Origin of the sequence: Streptomyces sp. NPDC051105 (assembly GCF_040682795.1) — a bacterium.
In the GTDB taxonomy this organism is placed as follows: domain Bacteria; phylum Actinomycetota; class Actinomycetes; order Streptomycetales; family Streptomycetaceae; genus Streptomyces.
Genome location: NZ_JBFBBR010000003.1, coordinates 424102 through 440310 on the forward strand (window position 1 = coordinate 424102; position 16209 = coordinate 440310).

The 16209-nt window shown below is 69.3% G+C and carries 18 protein-coding genes and 2 pseudogenes; 3 read left to right on the plus strand and 17 right to left on the minus strand.

The annotated features are described in order from the left end of the window. Positions 1–5: 5 nt before the first annotated feature. Genes rpsC through rpsJ form a run of 8 tightly spaced genes read right to left on the minus strand, consistent with a single transcriptional unit; the run spans position 6 to position 4447 of the window. Complete coding sequence (rpsC, locus tag AB0N16_RS09395) at positions 6–833, minus strand: 30S ribosomal protein S3 (protein WP_093499641.1); 828 nt, start codon at positions 831–833, stop codon at positions 6–8. Next, positions 833–1180: a 50S ribosomal protein L22 gene (gene rplV / locus AB0N16_RS09400; RefSeq protein WP_003974262.1), complete on the minus strand. Its 348-nt coding sequence runs from the start codon at positions 1178–1180 to the stop codon at positions 833–835. Before rplV ends, rpsC begins: the two co-directional genes overlap by 1 nt. A 44-nt stretch (positions 1181–1224) precedes the next feature. Beyond that, positions 1225–1506 carry a 30S ribosomal protein S19 gene (gene rpsS, locus AB0N16_RS09405; RefSeq protein ID WP_003992359.1) on the minus strand — a complete coding sequence of 94 codons (282 nt, stop codon included), beginning with the start codon at positions 1504–1506 and terminating at the stop codon, positions 1225–1227. Between the two features lie 12 nt (positions 1507–1518). Further along, complete coding sequence (gene rplB / locus AB0N16_RS09410; protein ID WP_189268841.1) at positions 1519–2355, minus strand: 50S ribosomal protein L2; 837 nt, start codon at positions 2353–2355, stop codon at positions 1519–1521. A gap of 38 nt (positions 2356–2393) precedes the next feature. After that, positions 2394–2813, minus strand: coding sequence for a 50S ribosomal protein L23 (rplW, locus tag AB0N16_RS09415; protein ID WP_351318163.1), 420 nt, complete (start codon positions 2811–2813; stop codon positions 2394–2396). Beyond that, on the minus strand, positions 2813–3469 hold the full coding sequence (gene rplD, locus AB0N16_RS09420; protein ID WP_352223083.1) for a 50S ribosomal protein L4: 657 nt from the start codon (positions 3467–3469) through the stop codon (positions 2813–2815). Before rplD ends, rplW begins: the two co-directional genes overlap by 1 nt. 7 nt (positions 3470–3476) lie before the next feature. Next, positions 3477–4121 (minus strand): 50S ribosomal protein L3, encoded by a 645-nt coding sequence (gene rplC, locus AB0N16_RS09425; RefSeq protein WP_062706771.1) that lies wholly within the window; start codon positions 4119–4121, stop codon positions 3477–3479. 17 nt (positions 4122–4138) lie between these two features. Next, complete coding sequence (gene rpsJ / locus AB0N16_RS09430) at positions 4139–4447, minus strand: 30S ribosomal protein S10 (protein ID WP_003948644.1); 309 nt, start codon at positions 4445–4447, stop codon at positions 4139–4141. A gap of 550 nt (positions 4448–4997) precedes the next feature. Between rpsJ and AB0N16_RS09435 the strand changes: the two genes are divergently transcribed. Both AB0N16_RS09435 and AB0N16_RS09440 read left to right on the plus strand, forming a co-directional pair. Next, positions 4998–6650 (plus strand): RNA ligase family protein, encoded by a 1653-nt coding sequence (locus tag AB0N16_RS09435; protein WP_365794742.1) that lies wholly within the window; start codon positions 4998–5000, stop codon positions 6648–6650. Between the two features lie 3 nt (positions 6651–6653). Next, the gene (locus AB0N16_RS09440) at positions 6654–9467 is read left to right on the plus strand and encodes a poly(A) polymerase (protein WP_365794743.1); all 2814 of its coding nucleotides are present in this window, start codon (positions 6654–6656) and stop codon (positions 9465–9467) included. Here the strand turns inward: AB0N16_RS09440 and AB0N16_RS09445 are convergent. The 9 genes and pseudogenes from AB0N16_RS09445 to AB0N16_RS09485 all read right to left on the minus strand — a co-directional run bounded on the left by AB0N16_RS09445 (position 9421) and on the right by AB0N16_RS09485 (position 15777). After that, complete coding sequence (locus tag AB0N16_RS09445; RefSeq protein WP_365794745.1) at positions 9421–9636, minus strand: hypothetical protein; 216 nt, start codon at positions 9634–9636, stop codon at positions 9421–9423. The two genes, AB0N16_RS09440 and AB0N16_RS09445, sit on opposite strands and share 47 nt — an antisense overlap. A 101-nt stretch (positions 9637–9737) precedes the next feature. After that, positions 9738–10097, minus strand: coding sequence for a hypothetical protein (locus AB0N16_RS09450; protein WP_365794747.1), 360 nt, complete (start codon positions 10095–10097; stop codon positions 9738–9740). Next, positions 10094–10612 (minus strand): hypothetical protein, encoded by a 519-nt coding sequence (locus AB0N16_RS09455; RefSeq protein WP_365794749.1) that lies wholly within the window; start codon positions 10610–10612, stop codon positions 10094–10096. The genes AB0N16_RS09450 and AB0N16_RS09455 overlap by 4 nt, the downstream gene beginning before the upstream one ends. A gap of 412 nt (positions 10613–11024) precedes the next feature. Next, positions 11025–11570: an SMI1/KNR4 family protein gene (locus AB0N16_RS09460; protein ID WP_365794751.1), complete on the minus strand. Its 546-nt coding sequence runs from the start codon at positions 11568–11570 to the stop codon at positions 11025–11027. Further along, positions 11567–13333, minus strand: a complete 1767-nt coding sequence (locus AB0N16_RS09465; RefSeq protein WP_365794753.1) for an RHS repeat-associated core domain-containing protein — start codon at positions 13331–13333, stop codon at positions 11567–11569. The genes AB0N16_RS09460 and AB0N16_RS09465 overlap by 4 nt, the downstream gene beginning before the upstream one ends. Before the next feature lie 154 nt (positions 13334–13487). Beyond that, positions 13488–13817, minus strand: a pseudogene (locus AB0N16_RS09470) (hypothetical protein); the annotation flags it as partial. A gap of 85 nt (positions 13818–13902) precedes the next feature. Beyond that, positions 13903–14436, minus strand: a pseudogene (locus AB0N16_RS09475) (putative T7SS-secreted protein); the annotation flags it as partial. Between the two features lie 218 nt (positions 14437–14654). Next, the gene (locus AB0N16_RS09480) at positions 14655–15125 is read right to left on the minus strand and encodes a hypothetical protein (protein ID WP_365794755.1); all 471 of its coding nucleotides are present in this window, start codon (positions 15123–15125) and stop codon (positions 14655–14657) included. A 4-nt stretch (positions 15126–15129) separates the two neighbouring features. Then, the gene (locus AB0N16_RS09485) at positions 15130–15777 is read right to left on the minus strand and encodes a hypothetical protein (protein ID WP_365795224.1); all 648 of its coding nucleotides are present in this window, start codon (positions 15775–15777) and stop codon (positions 15130–15132) included. 79 nt (positions 15778–15856) lie between these two features. Here AB0N16_RS09485 and AB0N16_RS09490 point away from each other — a divergent pair, with 79 nt between their 5' ends. Beyond that, a complete protein-coding gene (locus AB0N16_RS09490) occupies positions 15857–16204 on the plus strand; it encodes a hypothetical protein (RefSeq protein WP_181802795.1) in 348 nt (115 codons plus the stop codon). Positions 16205–16209: the final 5 nt, after the last annotated feature.

Consider the following 16209-nt stretch of genomic DNA (forward strand, 5'->3'; position numbering starts at 1 on the left):
GTCGGTCAGGCCTCCGTTCCGGTGCTCTCAGCAGCCGGAGCGGCAGCGGCCTCGGCCTGGGGGGCCTCGGCAGCGGGAGCCTGCTGCGGCTTGCGACCGCGCCGCTCGCCACCACGGCCACCACGGGCCGGGCGGTCACCAGCGCCACCACCACGGGCCGGGCGGTTGCCGGCGCGGGCAGCGGCGTTCTCGGCGCGGACCTCGGCGATGTTCTTGACGTCGCCCTTGTAGATCCAGACCTTCACACCGATACGGCCGAAGGTCGTCTTGGCCTCGAAGAAGCCGTAGTCCACGTTCGCGCGGAGCGTGTGCAGGGGCACACGGCCCTCGCGGTAGAACTCCGAGCGGGACATCTCGGCGCCGCCGAGGCGGCCACCGCACTGGATCTTGATGCCCTTGGCGCCGGCCTTCATCGCCGACTGCATGCTCTTACGCATGGCGCGGCGGAAGGAGACGCGGGAGGAGAGCTGCTCGGCGACGGCCTGGGCCACCAGCTGAGCGTCCGTCTCCGGGTTCTTGACCTCGAGGATGTTCAGCTGGACCTGCTTGCCGGTCAGCTTCTCCAGGTCACCGCGGATGCGGTCGGCCTCGGCGCCGCGGCGGCCGATGACGATGCCCGGACGAGCGGTGTGGATGTCCACCCGCACGCGGTCACGGGTGCGCTCGATCTCAACCTTCGAGATACCGGCGCGCTCCATGCCGGACGTCATCATCCGACGGATGGCGACGTCTTCCTTGACGTAGTCCTTGTACAGCTTGTCGGCGTACCACCGGGACTTGAAGTCCGTGGTGACACCGAGCCGGAACCCATGCGGGTTAACCTTCTGGCCCATTACCGGGTTCCTTCCTTGCTGCTGACGACCACGGTGATGTGGCTGGTCCGCTTGCGGATCCGGTAGGCACGGCCCTGGGCACGCGGCCGGAACCGCTTCAGGGTCGGACCCTCGTCGACGTACGCCTCGGAGATGAAGAGGCTGTCGGCGTCGGTGTGGTCGTAGTTGTGCGCGGCGTTGGCGATGGCGCTGTCGAGCACCTTGCCGACCGGCACGGAGGCTGCCTGCGGAGCGAATCGCAGAACAGCCTGAGCCTCCGTGGCATCCATGCCACGGATAAGGTCCACCACGCGGCGGGCCTTCATGGGCGTAACGCGGATGTACCGCGCCTGGGCCCTGGCTTCCATGGTTGTCCCTCTCAGTTACTTACGTGTCTGAATGCGATCCGCTACTAGCGGCGCTTCGACTTCCGGTCGTCCTTGACGTGGCCCCGGAAGGTGCGGGTCGGCGAGAACTCGCCGAGCTTGTGGCCGACCATCGACTCGGTGACGAACACCGGGATGTGGGTCTTGCCGTTGTGCACCGCGAGGGTGTGACCCAGCATGGCCGGGACGATCATCGAGCGGCGGGACCAGGTCTTGATGACGTTCTTGGTGCCGGCTTCGTTCTGGGCGTCCACCTTCTTGATCAGGTGGTCGTCGACGAAGGGCCCCTTCTTCAAGCTACGAGGCATCTCAACCAGTCCTTAACGCTTCTTGTTCGTCTTGCGGCGGCGGACGATGTACTTGTTCGACGCCTTCTTGGGCGAACGAGTACGACCTTCCTTCTTGCCCCACGGGGAGACGGGGTGACGACCACCGGACGTCCGGCCCTCACCACCACCGTGCGGGTGGTCGACCGGGTTCATGACGACACCACGGACGGTCGGGCGAACGCCCAGCCACCGCTTGCGGCCGGCCTTGCCCCAGTTGATGTTCGACTGCTCGGCATTGCCGACCTCACCGACGGTGGCGCGGCAGCGCGCGTCCACCATGCGGATCTCGCCGGACGGCATACGGAGGGTCGCCATGGCGCCCTCACGGGCGAGCAGCTGCACCGAGGCACCCGCGGAACGGGCGAACTTGGCGCCACCACCGGGACGGAGCTCGATCGCGTGGATCGTGGTACCGACCGGGATGTTGCGGAGGGCCAGGTTGTTGCCCGGCTTGATGTCGGCCCCGGGACCGTTCTCCACGGTGTCGCCCTGCTGCAGGTTGCGCGGGGCGAGGATGTAGCGCTTCTCGCCGTCCGCGTAGTGCAGCAGCGCGATGCGCGCGGTGCGGTTGGGGTCGTACTCGATGTGCGCGACCTTCGCCGGCACGCCGTCCTTGTCGTGACGACGGAAGTCGATCACTCGGAAGGCGCGCTTGTGTCCGCCACCCTGGTGGCGAACGGTCACACGACCGGCGTTGTTACGGCCGCCCTTGCTGTGCAGCGGGCGGACCAGCGACTTCTCCGGCGTGGACCGCGTGACCTCGACGAAGTCGGCGACGCTGGCGCCACGACGGCCCGGCGTAGTCGGCTTGTACTTGCGGATTCCCATTTCTCAGTCCTCGTCCGATATCGGACGATCCGACCCGCTTACGCGGTCGGACCGCCGAAGATGTCGATACGGTCGCCCTCGGCGAGGGTCACGATCGCGCGCTTGGAGCCCGCGCGCTGACCGAAACCGGTCTTGGTGCGCTTGCGCTTGCCCTGGCGGTTGAGGGTGTTGACCCCGGTGACCTTGACGTCGAAGACCGCCTGGACGGCCTGCTTGATCTGGGTCTTGTTGGCGCCCGGGGCGACGATGAACGTGTACTTGCCCTCGTCCAGGAGCGCGTAGCTCTTCTCCGAGACGACCGGCTTGAGCAGCACGTCACGGTGGTCCGTGAAGGACTTGCTCAGCGGGGTCTCGACGGTGTTCTTGCCCTCGGCTGCGTGGCGACGCGCCTTGGCGACGCGCGCGGCCTTGGCGGCCTTGGCAGCCTTCGAGGCGATGCTCGGGTGACGGGTAGCCATCAGACCTCGGTCCCTTCGGTGTCGTTGGCCTTCGGGCCGGCGACGAAGGACTCGAAAGCGGCCTGGGTGAAGACCACGTCGTCCGAGACGAGAACGTCGTACGTGTTCAGCTGGCCCGGCTCCAGGATGTGGACCTGGGGCAGGTTGCGGGCGGACAGCCACGCGGCCTCGTCGGCGCGGTCGACGACCAGGAGCAGGTTCTTGCGCTCCGAGATCTTGCCGAACAGCGTCCGAGCGGCCTTGGTGCTGGGGTTCTCGCCCTCGACCACGCCGGAGACGACGTGGATGCGGTTGTGGCGCGCCCGGTCGGTGAGGGCGTGACGCAGAGCGGCAGCCTTCATCTTCTTCGGGGTGCGCTGCGAGTAGTCACGCGGCTGCGGGCCGTGGACGACGCCACCGCCGGCGAACTGCGGGGCGCGGGTCGAACCCTGACGGGCGCGACCGGTGCCCTTCTGGCGGTACGGCTTCTTGCCGCCACCACGGACCTCGCCACGGGTCTTCGTCTTGTGGGTGCCCTGGCGGGCAGCGGCCAGCTGTGCGACGACGACCTGGTGAAGCAGCGGAACGCTGACCTTCTCTACGTCGAAGATCTCCGCGGGGAGTTCGACGCTACCGGCCTTCTCGCCAGCGGGCGAAAGGATGTCAACAGTGCTCATCGGTACCTCAGGCCCCCTTGGCCGCGGTGCGGACCAGGACGAGGCCGCCGTTCGGACCGGGAACCGCGCCCTTGATGAGCAGCAGACCCTTCTCCGCGTCAACGGCGTGGACGGTCAGGTTCTGGGTGGTGACACGCTCGTTGCCCATGCGACCCGCCATGCGGAGGCCCTTGAACACACGGCCCGGGGTGGCGCAGCCACCGATGGAACCGGGCGAGCGGTGCTTGCGCTGGGTGCCGTGACCGGCGCCGAGGCCCTTGAAGTTGTGACGCTTCATGACACCGGCGAAGCCCTTGCCCTTGCTCTTGCCGGTGACGTCGACCTTCACGCCGGCCTCGAAGACCTCGGCGGTGACTTCCTGACCGAGGGTGTACTCGGAGGCGTCGGCCGTACGGATCTCGACGAGGTGACGGCGGGGGGTGACGTCGGCCTTGGCGAAGTGGCCCTTGAGGGGCTTGTTCACCTTGCGCGGGTCGATCTCGCCGAAGGCGATCTGGACCGACTCGTAGCCGTCGACGTCGTTGGTACGGACCTGGGTGACGACGTTGGGGCCGGCCTTGACGACGGTGACCGGAACAACACGGTTGTTCTCGTCCCACACCTGCGTCATGCCGAGCTTCTCGCCCAGGATGCCCTTGATCTGCTTAGCCATTCTCAGCTCACCGACCCTCAGAGCTTGATCTCGATGTCGACACCGGCCGGGAGGTCGAGTCGCATCAGAGAGTCAACGGTCTTGGGGGTGGGGTCGAGGATGTCGATCAGGCGCTTGTGGGTGCGCATCTCGAAGTGCTCGCGCGAGTCCTTGTACTTGTGCGGCGACTTGATGACGCAGTACACGTTCTTCTCAGTGGGCAGCGGCACCGGGCCCGCGACCGACGCACCAGTGCGGGTCACCGTCTCGACGATCTTCTTCGCCGAGGAGTCGATGACCTCGTGGTCGTAGGCCTTGAGCCGGATGCGGATCTTCTGTCCCGCCATGGCTACTCAGTAGTCCTGTCTCTTTTTACGCTCCGGAACCCGGCGGATTCCTGCTGCTGCCTTCGTTCTCTCCGACCCACGCGGTCGGGCGTGTCGCGCTCCCGCTGACACAGATGCCCCTTGTTCGAACATCCCTGCGGGGAATGCACACGGCCCTTCCGGAACCGCAAGCCGGGGGCGGAAGGCCCACCGGGCGCCTGGTCGGTGCCGCACCACACTTCCCGAAAGATTCCCGTACGTCCGCCCCAGTGCTGCCGTATGGCAGTTAGGACGACGAGTACTGTGGGACTCGCTTCCGGTCCTCCCGGCGGGAGGCGCACAGCATCAACACTCGACCGAGCAACTCCGACAGTCTGCCATAGAGGGCAGGGGGCTGGCCAATCGGGCCGGGGAGCTTACCCCCGGAGTGACGCAGGTCAAACCCAGGCCCTCCCCAGCGGCGTTCCCGAGGGCCTCGGCCGGTCCCGGCCGCACCGTAATCCGCTCGCCCGCCGTAACCCGGCACCCCTACGCTGAACAGGCACGACGGCTGTCACGGGGGACGTTCACCATGCGTACGCACTATCCACGGACCCGGCATCTGCCCTGGTCGCCCGGAGCGACCGCCGACGACCTCCGGATCACCGACCTGTCCGGTCTGCGCGGTCGCGAGGTCGTCGTCACCGAGAAGCTGGACGGCGAGAACACCACACTTTACGCCGACGGCCTGCACGCCCGTTCGCTGGACTCGGCCCACCATCCCTCCCGTACCTGGGTCAAGGCACTCCAGGCCCGGATCGGCCACGCCGTCCCGGAGGGGTGGCGGGTGTGCGGGGAGAACATGTTCGCCCGGCACTCGATCGCGTACGACGACCTGGAGAGCTATTTCTACGGCTTCTCGGTGTGGGACGGGGAGGGCCGCTGCCTGGACTGGGACCGCACGGTGGTCTTCCTGCGCGGGCTCGGCGTTCCCGTTCCCCGGGTCTTGTGGCGGGGCGTGTTCGACGAACGGGCGCTGCGTGCTCTGCGGCTGGATCCCGGGCGGCAGGAGGGATACGTCGTCCGGGTCGCGGACGGGTTCGGCGCGCAGGAGTTCGGGGAGCGCGTGGCCAAGTGGGTGCGGGTGGGACATGTACGGACGGACACGCACTGGATGCACGCGGCCGTCGTCGAGAACGGGCTCGGGGCCGGGGCGGCCCTGTGGGCAGTGCGATCGGGAGCGGCCGTCGACGTGCGGGCGCTGGAGGAGGCCGTGGGGCTGCCCGGCGAGGGGGACCCACGGGCCGTCGGCCGCTTCGATCCGGCGGGGCGGTCCGGGGACGACCTGCTGGCCGGCGTCCTGGCCGCGCTGCTGCACGGAGTGAGGCGGGGACGGCTGGCGGCGCGGCTCGCCACGGTGGCGGGCATTCCGCTCGCCCGCCGGGTCGCCGACCTCGTGGGGCTGTACCCGGCTCTGCACCGGCCGTATCCGGACGAGGACCGACGGGCCGGTCTGGTGCGCTTGTCGTACGCGGCCGACCTGGGCCTGCTGCATGCGGTCGCCCGGGCCACCGCGCACACGGACGCGGCGCGCGAGCAGGTGGAGTGGTCGGCGCTGCACGCCGAGGACGTGCGCAGCCTCGGGCTGCGGGAGGCGTTCGCCGGGCTGCCGGCCGACACGGCCGCCCGGTGCCGGGCCGAGGCCCGGGAGGCGTACGCGCTGGGGCGGATCGGCAGTGCCGACGAGGCCGTCGCCGCGACCTGGCGCTGGCGGTCCGGTGCGTTCCCGAAGCTGATCCAGACGGTCGGCCCGGCCGGCAGCGGCAAGAGCACCTTCGCACGGGGACTCCCGGGCGTGGACGCGTATGTCTCCCTGGACGACCTGCGCGAGGCGCGCGGCGCGCGCGCCGACCAGCGGGCCAACGGCGAGGTCCTCCGCGAGGGGCTCGGCCGGCTGGACCGGGCCCTGGCCGGCGGCGGGACCGTGGTGTGGGACGCCACGTCCCTCACCAAGCAGCAGCGCTCGCTGGTGCACGGGATCGCCCACCGCCGTGACGCCCTGATCACGCACGCCATGGTCCTGGTGGACGAGGACGAGCTGGTACGGCGCAACACCCGCCGCGAGCACCCGGTGCCGCCCGACGTGCTCACCAGCCAGCTGCGGCGCTTCGTCCCGCCGTACCCCGGCGACGCTCATCGCACCTGGTACCTCGGGGCGGCCGGGACCGTCGAGGAAGAGGTGTGACGCGTGCGTACGAGCGAGGAGATCTATCACCGGGTGCGCTGGGACGCGCGTTTCGACCCCGCCCGCTTCGTCCTCGGCGTCCTCCAGCGCGGCGCCGCGCCGAAGCGTGTCCCGCTGCCCGCGTTCGTGCCCGGGGGCGAGATCCCCTGGCACCGGGTGCTGTTCATCGAGGCCGACGGCGAGGTGGTGTGGGACCGGGCCACGGGGGCGGACCGGATCGACGCGACGGAGGCGGGGCGGGTTCACGAGGCCCGGCTGCTCCGGGCGCCGTTCTTCACGGCCCGTACGCCGTACGCGTGGGACGGCGCGGACTGGGGGCCCGCGCCCGCGCGGCGCGGAGACGCGTCCGGCGGTGCTCGGCTATCCGGGGGTGTTCGGGTATCCGGCGGTGTGCGGGTACTGACCTGGAACACGCTCTGGGACCGTTACGACGCCGACCGCATCGACAGTGCCGGGCGCAGGCCTCTCCTGTTGCGGGCCCTGCGCGACGCGGACGTGGACGTGATCGCGTTGCAGGAGGTCGAGGCGGAACTCCTCGCCCTGCTGCTGGGCGAGGAGTGGGTGCGGGCGGGCTGGACCCTGGGGACGGACCCGCGAGGGCGGGACGTCGACGCGTGCGGTCTGCTGCTCCTGAGCCGGCTCCCCGTCATCGAGGCCGCGCACCACGAACTGGGCCCGCACAAGGCGGTGACCGCCCTCGTCGTGGCGGCGGGCGCACGGCCCGTCGTCATCGCGGCGACCCATCTGAGCAGCGACCACTCGGAGAACGGCGCCGACCGGCGCACGGCGGAACTCACCCGCATCGCCGAGGGCCTGGCGGGCGTGGACGCCGAGCTGGTCCTGATGGGCGACTTCAACGACGGCGGCCACACACCGCAGGTGACGGTGGGCCTGCGGGACGCGTGGAGCGAGGTGCACGGCGCCGACGACACGACCCCGACCTTCGACCCGGGCAGCAATCCGCTGGCCGCGATCTCGTCGCTGACGGGCCGGGTCTCGCGCCTGGACCGGGTGCTGCTGCGCGGGGAGGGGCTGCGGGTAGGGCGCGCCGAACTTCGCGGTAACGCGCCGTCGGCGGAGGGCACGTACATCTCCGATCACTACGGTGTCCTGGCCGAGCTCGCGTTGGGCGCTCCGGAGGCGGACGCCCTGGACTCCCTCGCCGAAGGACCGACGCCCCGGACGGCGCTGGCGTGGCTCCCGCCCGAGGAGCTGTGGGCCCCGCTGCAGGAGATCCGCCGGGACCACGACCCGCAGATCCGCCGCTGGCCCCCGCATGTGAACCTGCTCTTCGGATTCGTACCGGAGCACACCTTCGAGCGGGCGGCGGCGGTGCTCGCGACGGCCACCGCCGCTCCCTTCGACGCCCGGCTGGAGGGGGTGCAGTGGTTCGGCCACCGGGACGACGCCACCGTCTGGCTCGATCCCGCCGCCTCGGGTGATGAGCCCTGGGCCGACCTGCACCGCACGCTCCTGCGCCACTTCCCCCGCTGCGGTGGCCGCCGCACCGGCTTCACCCCTCATCTCAGCCTGGGTCGCACCACCGACCCGAACACCCTGGCCGAGGCCTGCGCGGCCCGGCTCGCCCCGATGCCGGCCAGGGTCGGCGAGCTGGCACTGCTCTCGCGGCGCGGGGACGAGCCGATGCGGGTGCGGGCCACGGTGACGCTGGGAACGGGCGAGGTGCGGTGGGCGGAGGAGGCCGCGCAGGGCGGGGCCCAGGACATGGAGCGGGTGGCCGAGGAGACCACCCGCCGCATCGAGAGCGCGTTCTCCGACGGTGTCGTCCATGTCGTCGGCTCCCGGCGTTTGGGCTGCGCGCTGCCCGGTGCGGACCTGGACCTGGTCGCGGTACTGCCCGGCACGGTCGGACTCCCCGCCGTACAGGCACGGTTGGCCGCTGCTCTCCCCGAAGCGACGGATGTGCGCGAGGTGGTCGGGGCCCGCGTACCCGGTCTGCGGTTGCGGATCGACGGGCTGGACGTGGACCTGGTCGTGGTCACCACGGACTCGACGGACCCCGCGGAGGCGGTTTCACGCCGGACCGAGCTGGGCGAGGCGGCCGCGATCGCGCTCAGCGCGGCGAGCGACGCCGAAGCGGTGCTGGCCTCGGTGGGCGGGCACGGGCCTGCCTTCGCCCGGCTGGCCACGCAGGTCAAGGCATGGGCGAGGGCCCGGGGCCTGGACTCGGCACCGTTCGGCGGCCTGCCCGGCCTGGCCTGGTCCGTCCTGGCCGCCCGCACCACGGCCGAGGCCGGCGACCTCGCGCCGGGCGATCTCCTACGGCACTTCTTCGCGACGTGGGCCGCCTGGGACTGGCGGGAGCCGGTGGGCAGGACAGCCGACCGAACCCGCCCCCACCTCCCCCTCACCATCACGACACCCTCCGCCCCCGTACGCCCCTGCACCGACCAGGTGACGGCGGGCATGCGCGACCTGGTAACCCAGGAGCTGTTCCGTGCCTGGGAGTTGCTGGAAGGAACCACGGACCCCTACCCCCGGGCCGAACTCCTCGCCCCTCCCCCGCTCCACCGCCGCCACGCGGCCTGGGCGGTCCTCACGGTGGGCCCGGACGCGGACGAGGGCCGGGTGCGGGGCAGGATGCGAGCCCTCGTCACCGACCTCTCGACGTCGGCCCCCGACTGCCACGCCTGGCCCCGCCCCTTCACCGCGAACCCCGTCCGCTACGCCATCGGCCTGGGCTCCGCCCCACCGTCCGCCGGCCGGCTCGCGGCTCTCGCGGAACGCCGACTGCGCGGTCTGACCGGGGTCACGCTGACCCGGGCGGAAGGGGGCGGGGTACCGACCTTGCGCTGACGCTCGGCGTAGAACAGGGCGCGATCAGAATCCCCAGGGGCCGGGTGCCGTCGGCGGTCAGCGCGCCCGCGAAGTTCAGCACCGGGTGCAGCCGCCACGTCCAGGCACGGTCCAGGCCGTCGATCGGCGTGGCCCGCGGGATCGCGGTGACGGTGGACTGCAGATCCATGGTTCCTTCCGGGGTGTCCGGCCCGGCCGGGAGACCGGCAGCTGGACGCGGCGGTCGAGGTGACGGCGGTGCACTGCCCCGACCGCGACAAGGAAGCACGGTCAGGCCTCAAGGGTCCAGTAGGGCGAGTCCGTCGGAGGCGCGGGGCGGACGCGCAGGGCGGACACGTCGAAGCCCTCGTCGTCGTCCTCATCACCGGTGGGCAGGTGCCCGGACTCGTTCGGGTAGTAGTACAGGCCGTACGACCAGTACTCCGGGAACTCGTGGCACATGAGATCGGGGTACGCGGAGATCTCCGCGCCGTGATATCGCTCGTTGATCCTGGCCACCGCTTCCGCCCGAGAGATACCGAACCGCGAGACCATCTCGTTCGCGATGTCGCGGAAGTACTCGGCCATGCCGTCGTCGAGATCCATCAGGAATTCCGCCCGGCAGACGCCGCCGGCCTCGGGGCCCGTCACCAGTCGTCGTCCTCGTCGTCCTCGTCGCAGGCATCCGGGGCGTCCTCGTGCAGTACGACGACGAGCTGGACGGGCGCGTCGGTGTCATCGTGCTTGACCCCGGCCAGGACGACCTTGTCCTCGACGAGCCACGCGCTGTGGTCGATGAAGTCCTCGACCCCTGTCAGATCCCTGTCCGACTCCTGGAGCCGCGGCCCGATGACTCCCGATGTCAGCTGCGAGACGACCGTCGGGAGTTCCGCCACTGCCGCGTCGTAGAGCTCTTCGATGTAGCTGTCCGGATCCGGCCGTTCGTCCTGCACGTCTCGGGACCAGAGAGTGAACCGCACCTCGACAGGTGCGTTGCCCTGGACCCATGCGCTGGCCCCGTCGCGCCGCCAGATGGTGGCCCACGCCTCCCCGGGGTTCCTGCGCTCCCCCGTCCACCCGGCGGCGGTGAGGACTCCCTCCACGGCCTGGCCGTTGAGTTCGTCAAGATCGGACAGCCGACCCACTTCCACACTTACATCAACCATTTACTTATTCCACTCACTACCCTTGCCCCAGTACATGAAAGACCTCGTATCGAGGTGTCCGGCACACGCGCCGACCGGTTGCCGTGCACACCGGCCGTCCAACGCCGCCGATTGAAGGTTCCGCCTGTCGTTGCGAAACTCGCTCCCGGCAGGGTCGCCGTTCCTCTTGGAGGCCAGCGGATGGACGCAGTGCACGACAACAGGTGGTCGGTGCTGGGCAGGGAGATCCTGCGCGGTGAGGTCGAGGTGACGGCCGCCCACTGCCCCGACTGCGACTCGCAGGCCTTGACGTGCCGGGAAGTGGGGCGGCGAACCGACATGACGGGCTACGCGGAAGTCCGTTGCAGGGACTGCGGGCACGGCATCTACGTCGTGCGCGCCTTCGGACAGGACGGTTATCCCGCCCCGCCTTTCATCGGCGACGAAGGGCGCTCGGATCGGGGTCCGGAGTGAAGACGGGGTGCGGGTGCGGGAAATCGCTGGGAAACACATCCATCCGGGTCGCCTTGGAGAGGATCGCCACCAGGAATTCCACAATGCCGCCCTCGAAGTGCGGCCACTTGGTGTTGCGCGCCCCATTCGCCGTCACGGTCCACGCGTTCGGATCTTCTTCTGGATCGGTAATCCAGTAAATCGTGTCACCATTGTCGGTCTTCCCGACGGCCAGCAGCGATCCGATCTCGTACGGGACTCTCTTCTGTAGACTCTCCGGCATTTGCTCCAATAGTTCGGCGGCACGTTCGGCAGCATCGACGAGGCGCGTCGGATAAAATCGAGAACTCGGATGAAGGATGGTCATGAACTGGTCGAAGGAGCCTGACCCGTATCGCTCCGTCAGCCATTTGTAGTCGTCTGGCAGCGAGATATCCAGCTCTTCCTCGACTCGCTCCCAATCGATGTCTGCCACCACGCCCTCCGGGGGCGGCACCAGTCGCAGCAACTCTTCTCGTGCGGTCACAGCATCTCCGTTTCTCCGAGTCCGAACATACCCGCAGGGTTCTCCAGTTCTTCGTCGAGAGTGAACCCCTTGTCCCCCCGGGCGTGGAACGTGAGTTTATGGGGGGCCACGTCGCCGGGCTCAGGATAGTGGGCGCGAACCTCGTATCTGACGGTCTCCCCACCGGACACCGCGTCATAGATCTTCTGCTCGATCTGATCCCGCATGATCGGCGTGTTGGTCGGATCCTGAGTCAAAGTCACCAGGTTCTCTTCCAGGTCACCCCGCCCGCCCAGTCGATCCGCCAGCAGGTGCCCGCGCCCCTCATTGAATTGCGTGCCGTGCCCGCTCCATCCGGAGGGGTGAATATCCTGGGCCGCGGAAGTTCCGGTGTCGAGCATGTCCTTCGAGATCACCGCGTTGACGCCCGTCGCCCGCCCCTCGGCGTCCAGCGGAAGGTAGTGGACGTTCCCGTTGTGCTCGATGACCCCGTTGCACGGTCCCAGACCGAGCGGATCCACCCATCGCCATGGGTTGTGGACATAGGCGACCGGATTGAAAGCGAACTCGATGCCGACGGGGTCCTGGGAGGCGTAGCGACCGGTCTCCGGGTCGTAGTAGCGGTGATAGTTGTAGTGGAGGCCCGTCTCCGGATCTTGGTACTGCCCGGGGAAGCTCAACGGCGTGGACGCGGTGTTCTCCCCGGCCTGGGCCGTGACTCCCCAGGTTGTCCTCCTCGATCGCCACGAGACCGTGCCGGTTTCGTCGACGAGTTCGGTGGGAGCGCCGACGACATCGGTGACGATGGCGAAGAACTGGGAGTCGATCTCCTGCCGGGTCGCCGCATCGGTGATGCGTTCCGTCTGTGTGAGCGGGTGCAGGCCGTCGTGATCCCAGGTGAGGGTGACGGGATCCGGCCGGCCGTCGGCGACCGTGGTCTGCTCAGCGAGGGTCGTGCCGTCCCAGACGAACCGTGTGACCTCGGCCGGCGTCACACCGTCGGCCGCACACCGCGTCTTCGATATCCGGCGCCCCATGGGGTCGTAGCCGTAACGCCAGACTGTCCCGTCCGGTGTGGTGACGGACGTCAGCCGGTCTTCGGCATCCCACTCGTACGTCCAGACGTCCGGCTTGCGGGACAGGCGACGCTTACGCCTGGCGGTCACCCGGCCCGCCACGTCGGAGTCGTACCGCACCGAGCTCGCACCCTGCTGCGGCCACGTCGCTTCGACCTGGTTGCCGGCCTGGTCGTAGGAGTAGGACTCAATCCAGTCATGCGCTCGCACGCCGGTGACCCGCCCGGCAGTGTCGAGATCGATCGAGATCGGCCCGGCCAGCATGTCCTCCACGCCCACGAGGTAGCCGTCCGGGCGGTACGCGTAGGCGCGCTGCTCCACGGTCTCGCGTGCGGCCGACAGCCTCTGGCCGACCAGGCGCCCTGCCGGATCCCAGTCGTGTTCCAGCAACAACGAGTCACCGATCGCGCGCGATGTCTCGCGTCCCGCCGCGGTGTGGGCGAAGTCGAGACGGTGGCCCGAGGTGGTCAGTGACGTGGTCCGGCCCGCCGCGTCGAGCGTGTACTCGGCGACCGCGCCGGTTGGTGTGGTGCGTGCCGTGCGCCTTCCCCGGGCGTCGTAGCGGAAGGAGAGCGTACGACCGTTGGTGGTCTCGGCGACGACCCGACCTGCAGTGTCCCTGTGACGGATCACATCGCAGCCCGGGCCCAGGGCCCGGCTCAGCAGGCCGTCCGCGTCGTACTCGTACGAGGTGACCTCGCCGGCCACGTCCTTCGCGATGGTCCGGCCGACCGCGTCCAGGCTGTAACGGACGGTCTGCCCGAGAGGGTTGGTGCGGGACCAGCCGACCGGCGGCGTCCCTGCCGTAGTGGACCCGACGGTCGTCGAAGTCCTTCTCGCCGATCAGCCGACCTGCCGCGTCATACGTGTACTCCCAGGTCAGCCCTCTTGGGTCGGTGACCCTGGTCAGGTTCAGGGACGGTGAATAGGAGAACTCGTAACGAACTCCATTGGGGTCGGTCCGCGCACTCAGCAAGTCGAAATGCGTGTATTCGTACGTCGTGATTCCGCCGCCCGCGTCCACGTGACGGGTGCAGTTGCCCTCTCCGTCGTACTCCCACGTCTCGGTCGCCCCCTCCGGGCCGACTCTCCGCGCGAGCTTTCCCTCGGGTGTCCACCGGTAACTGGTCACCTGCCCCTCCGGGTCCGTGACGCTGCTGATCCGGCCGAAGGCGTCGTAGGCCTTCGTCACCTGGTGGCATCTTCCGCGCGTCCTCGGCCATCTTCTTCGCCGCGTCCAGGGCGTTCTGGGCGGTGGTGACGTCCGACTGGGCCTGGGTGTGCGCGGACTTGGCGCTCTGCACGTCCCGGGTCGCGGCGCGGACCTTGCCCTCGTCGGGCTTGTCGGCGGTGGACTTGCTGCCGGTGGGGTCGTCCTTGTACTTGTCGGCTTCCTTCGTCGCCCGGATGACCCAGGAATCGGCAGAGGAGAGACGGGACTTGGCGGAGGACAGGTCCGACTGCGCCTCCTTCGCCTTGGCCAGGGCCTTGTCGGCAAGAGCCTGCGCGCGCTCCAGCTTCGGCCAGTAGTCCGCGAGCGCGTCACCGCACAGCTCGTAGGACTTCTTCAGCTTCTTCAGGTTCTTCGGGACATCCTTGAACTGCTCCTTGAACACCTCGGCCGACTTGCCCGCCCACTGCAGGAGCGTGTCCTCGCCGGCCATGCCCTTGACCAGACGCAGCGCGTCGGAGACATCGTCGGCGAAGGTGTGCAGCTGCGCGGCGAGAGTGCGGACGCGCTGCGGGTCACCGGGGGTCGGGTCCTTGTCCAGGTCGAGTGGATGCCAGTCCGCCGGTCGGTAACCCGCCATGTCCCCGCAACCCCCGTCGCGTACGCCCCGTCAACAAGCCTGTGCACACGCGAACTTACTAGGAACGGCCGTTCGAGGTGAAGCCCGGCGGGTCAGGCTCACAACGCGATCGGGCGGTAGGCCAGAGCCTGGTCCACCACTTCCTCGGCCGTGCGTTCCGGTCCGAGTAGTAGATCAAGTCGCTTACCCGGGGATGCAGGACGCTCCGCTTCAGTCCCTCAGCGAGGGCGGCGTCCACGCAGGATCCGCCGAGCGTCCTCGACCGTGTCCGTATACCGCAGCCACCAGTGCTCCAGCGCGCCGCGCACCGTCACGTACACCCACCGACTCTTGAACCACGGTGGCAGGTCCCGGAACGGCACGAAGGTGAGCGTGTCGCCGATCGCGTCCTCGGCCGTACCGACCGGCCCCTCGGCGCGCAGCGCGGCAAACAGTTCCGGGGTCAGCCGGCCGTTGAGGCGGGCCGCGGTGCCCGCCGCCGTGCAGGCGTACCCCCGCTCCTCCTGGTCCGGGAGTTTCATCGCCCTCACGATCCGGGGCGACGCCTCCTCCAGCGGGCAGTGGAACGCCAGCCCGATCACCGCCGTGCCGAGATGATCCTCGCCGCGCTCGAACGCGGCGTCCCACTCCGCAGGGTCGTCGAGCCCCAGCAGACCCTCGCCGGTCTGCCACCGCGTCTCCCACCGCAAAGGGTCAGTCCGCGAACCGGAACGTCGACGTGATCGCGTCGAAGATGTCGAAGAAGGAGTCGGCGAGGTCAAGAACCTGGCTGCTGCCGGCGACCAGGGCGACCTTGCCCTCCTGGCCGGGGACCGGGATGAAGGTCTGCATCAGGATGGCGCGGATGGTGCGGCCCAGGCTGTCCTCGGGGACCGGGATGTCCTCGATCCCGTAGGTACGGGCGGCGGGGCCGACGCCGGGGATGTCGACGGTCGTCACCTTGCGCCAGGAGTCGCCCTCCCGGTGGGCCTCCTTGGGGGCGAGCTGGGCGGCGATGGCGGCCGGGTCGTTGGAGAGCGGCGCGCCCTCGCGCGTGCGGCCGCCGACCAGCGACACCGTGACCGAGCCGGTGATGGGGGTGTCGCCGCCGAAGCTCTCCGCCATGCAGCCGCAGTACATCGCGCCCGACTTCCACGCGTCGGTCGCGGACTTGCGCAGGAAGCCGACGTACGTGTCCCGGTACGGGGCGAGCTCCGGGTACTGGGCGATGCGCTCGTTCACCATCCGCCGGATCGAGTCGTCCCGCGACTCCGGCCGCACGTCGAACTCCCACCACGACTCCGGCACCTTGATCCGGAAGCCGCCGCGCTCGATCGTGAGCGTCTCCATGTAGCGGGCCATGCTGTACGCCACCCCTCCCCCGATGATCTGATATACGGTGCGGCCCAGACTACGAGACGCGCGAACGGGGGACGGTCACGTGGGCAACGGCAAGAGCGATCTCGCCATACCGCTGAGCGAGCTTGAGGACTACGGCCGCAAGCTGCGCTCCATCAAGGAACGCCTCAACCACACCAAGAAGATGTTCGAGTCCTACAAGGACGACGTCGGCAGCGGCACGGTCTACGACGCCCTGGACGACTTCGAGTCCAACTGGCACGACGGCCGCGAGGACATCACCAAGCAGATCGACTCCCTCGCCGACATGTCCGACACCGTGGTCCGCGAGTTCAAGAAACTGGATGACGACCTCGCGAAGAAGGCGAAGGACGCGGTGCGGCCGGAGGGCCAGCAGCAACAGGGTGGTGGCGGGAACAAGGCGGAGTAGTCCGT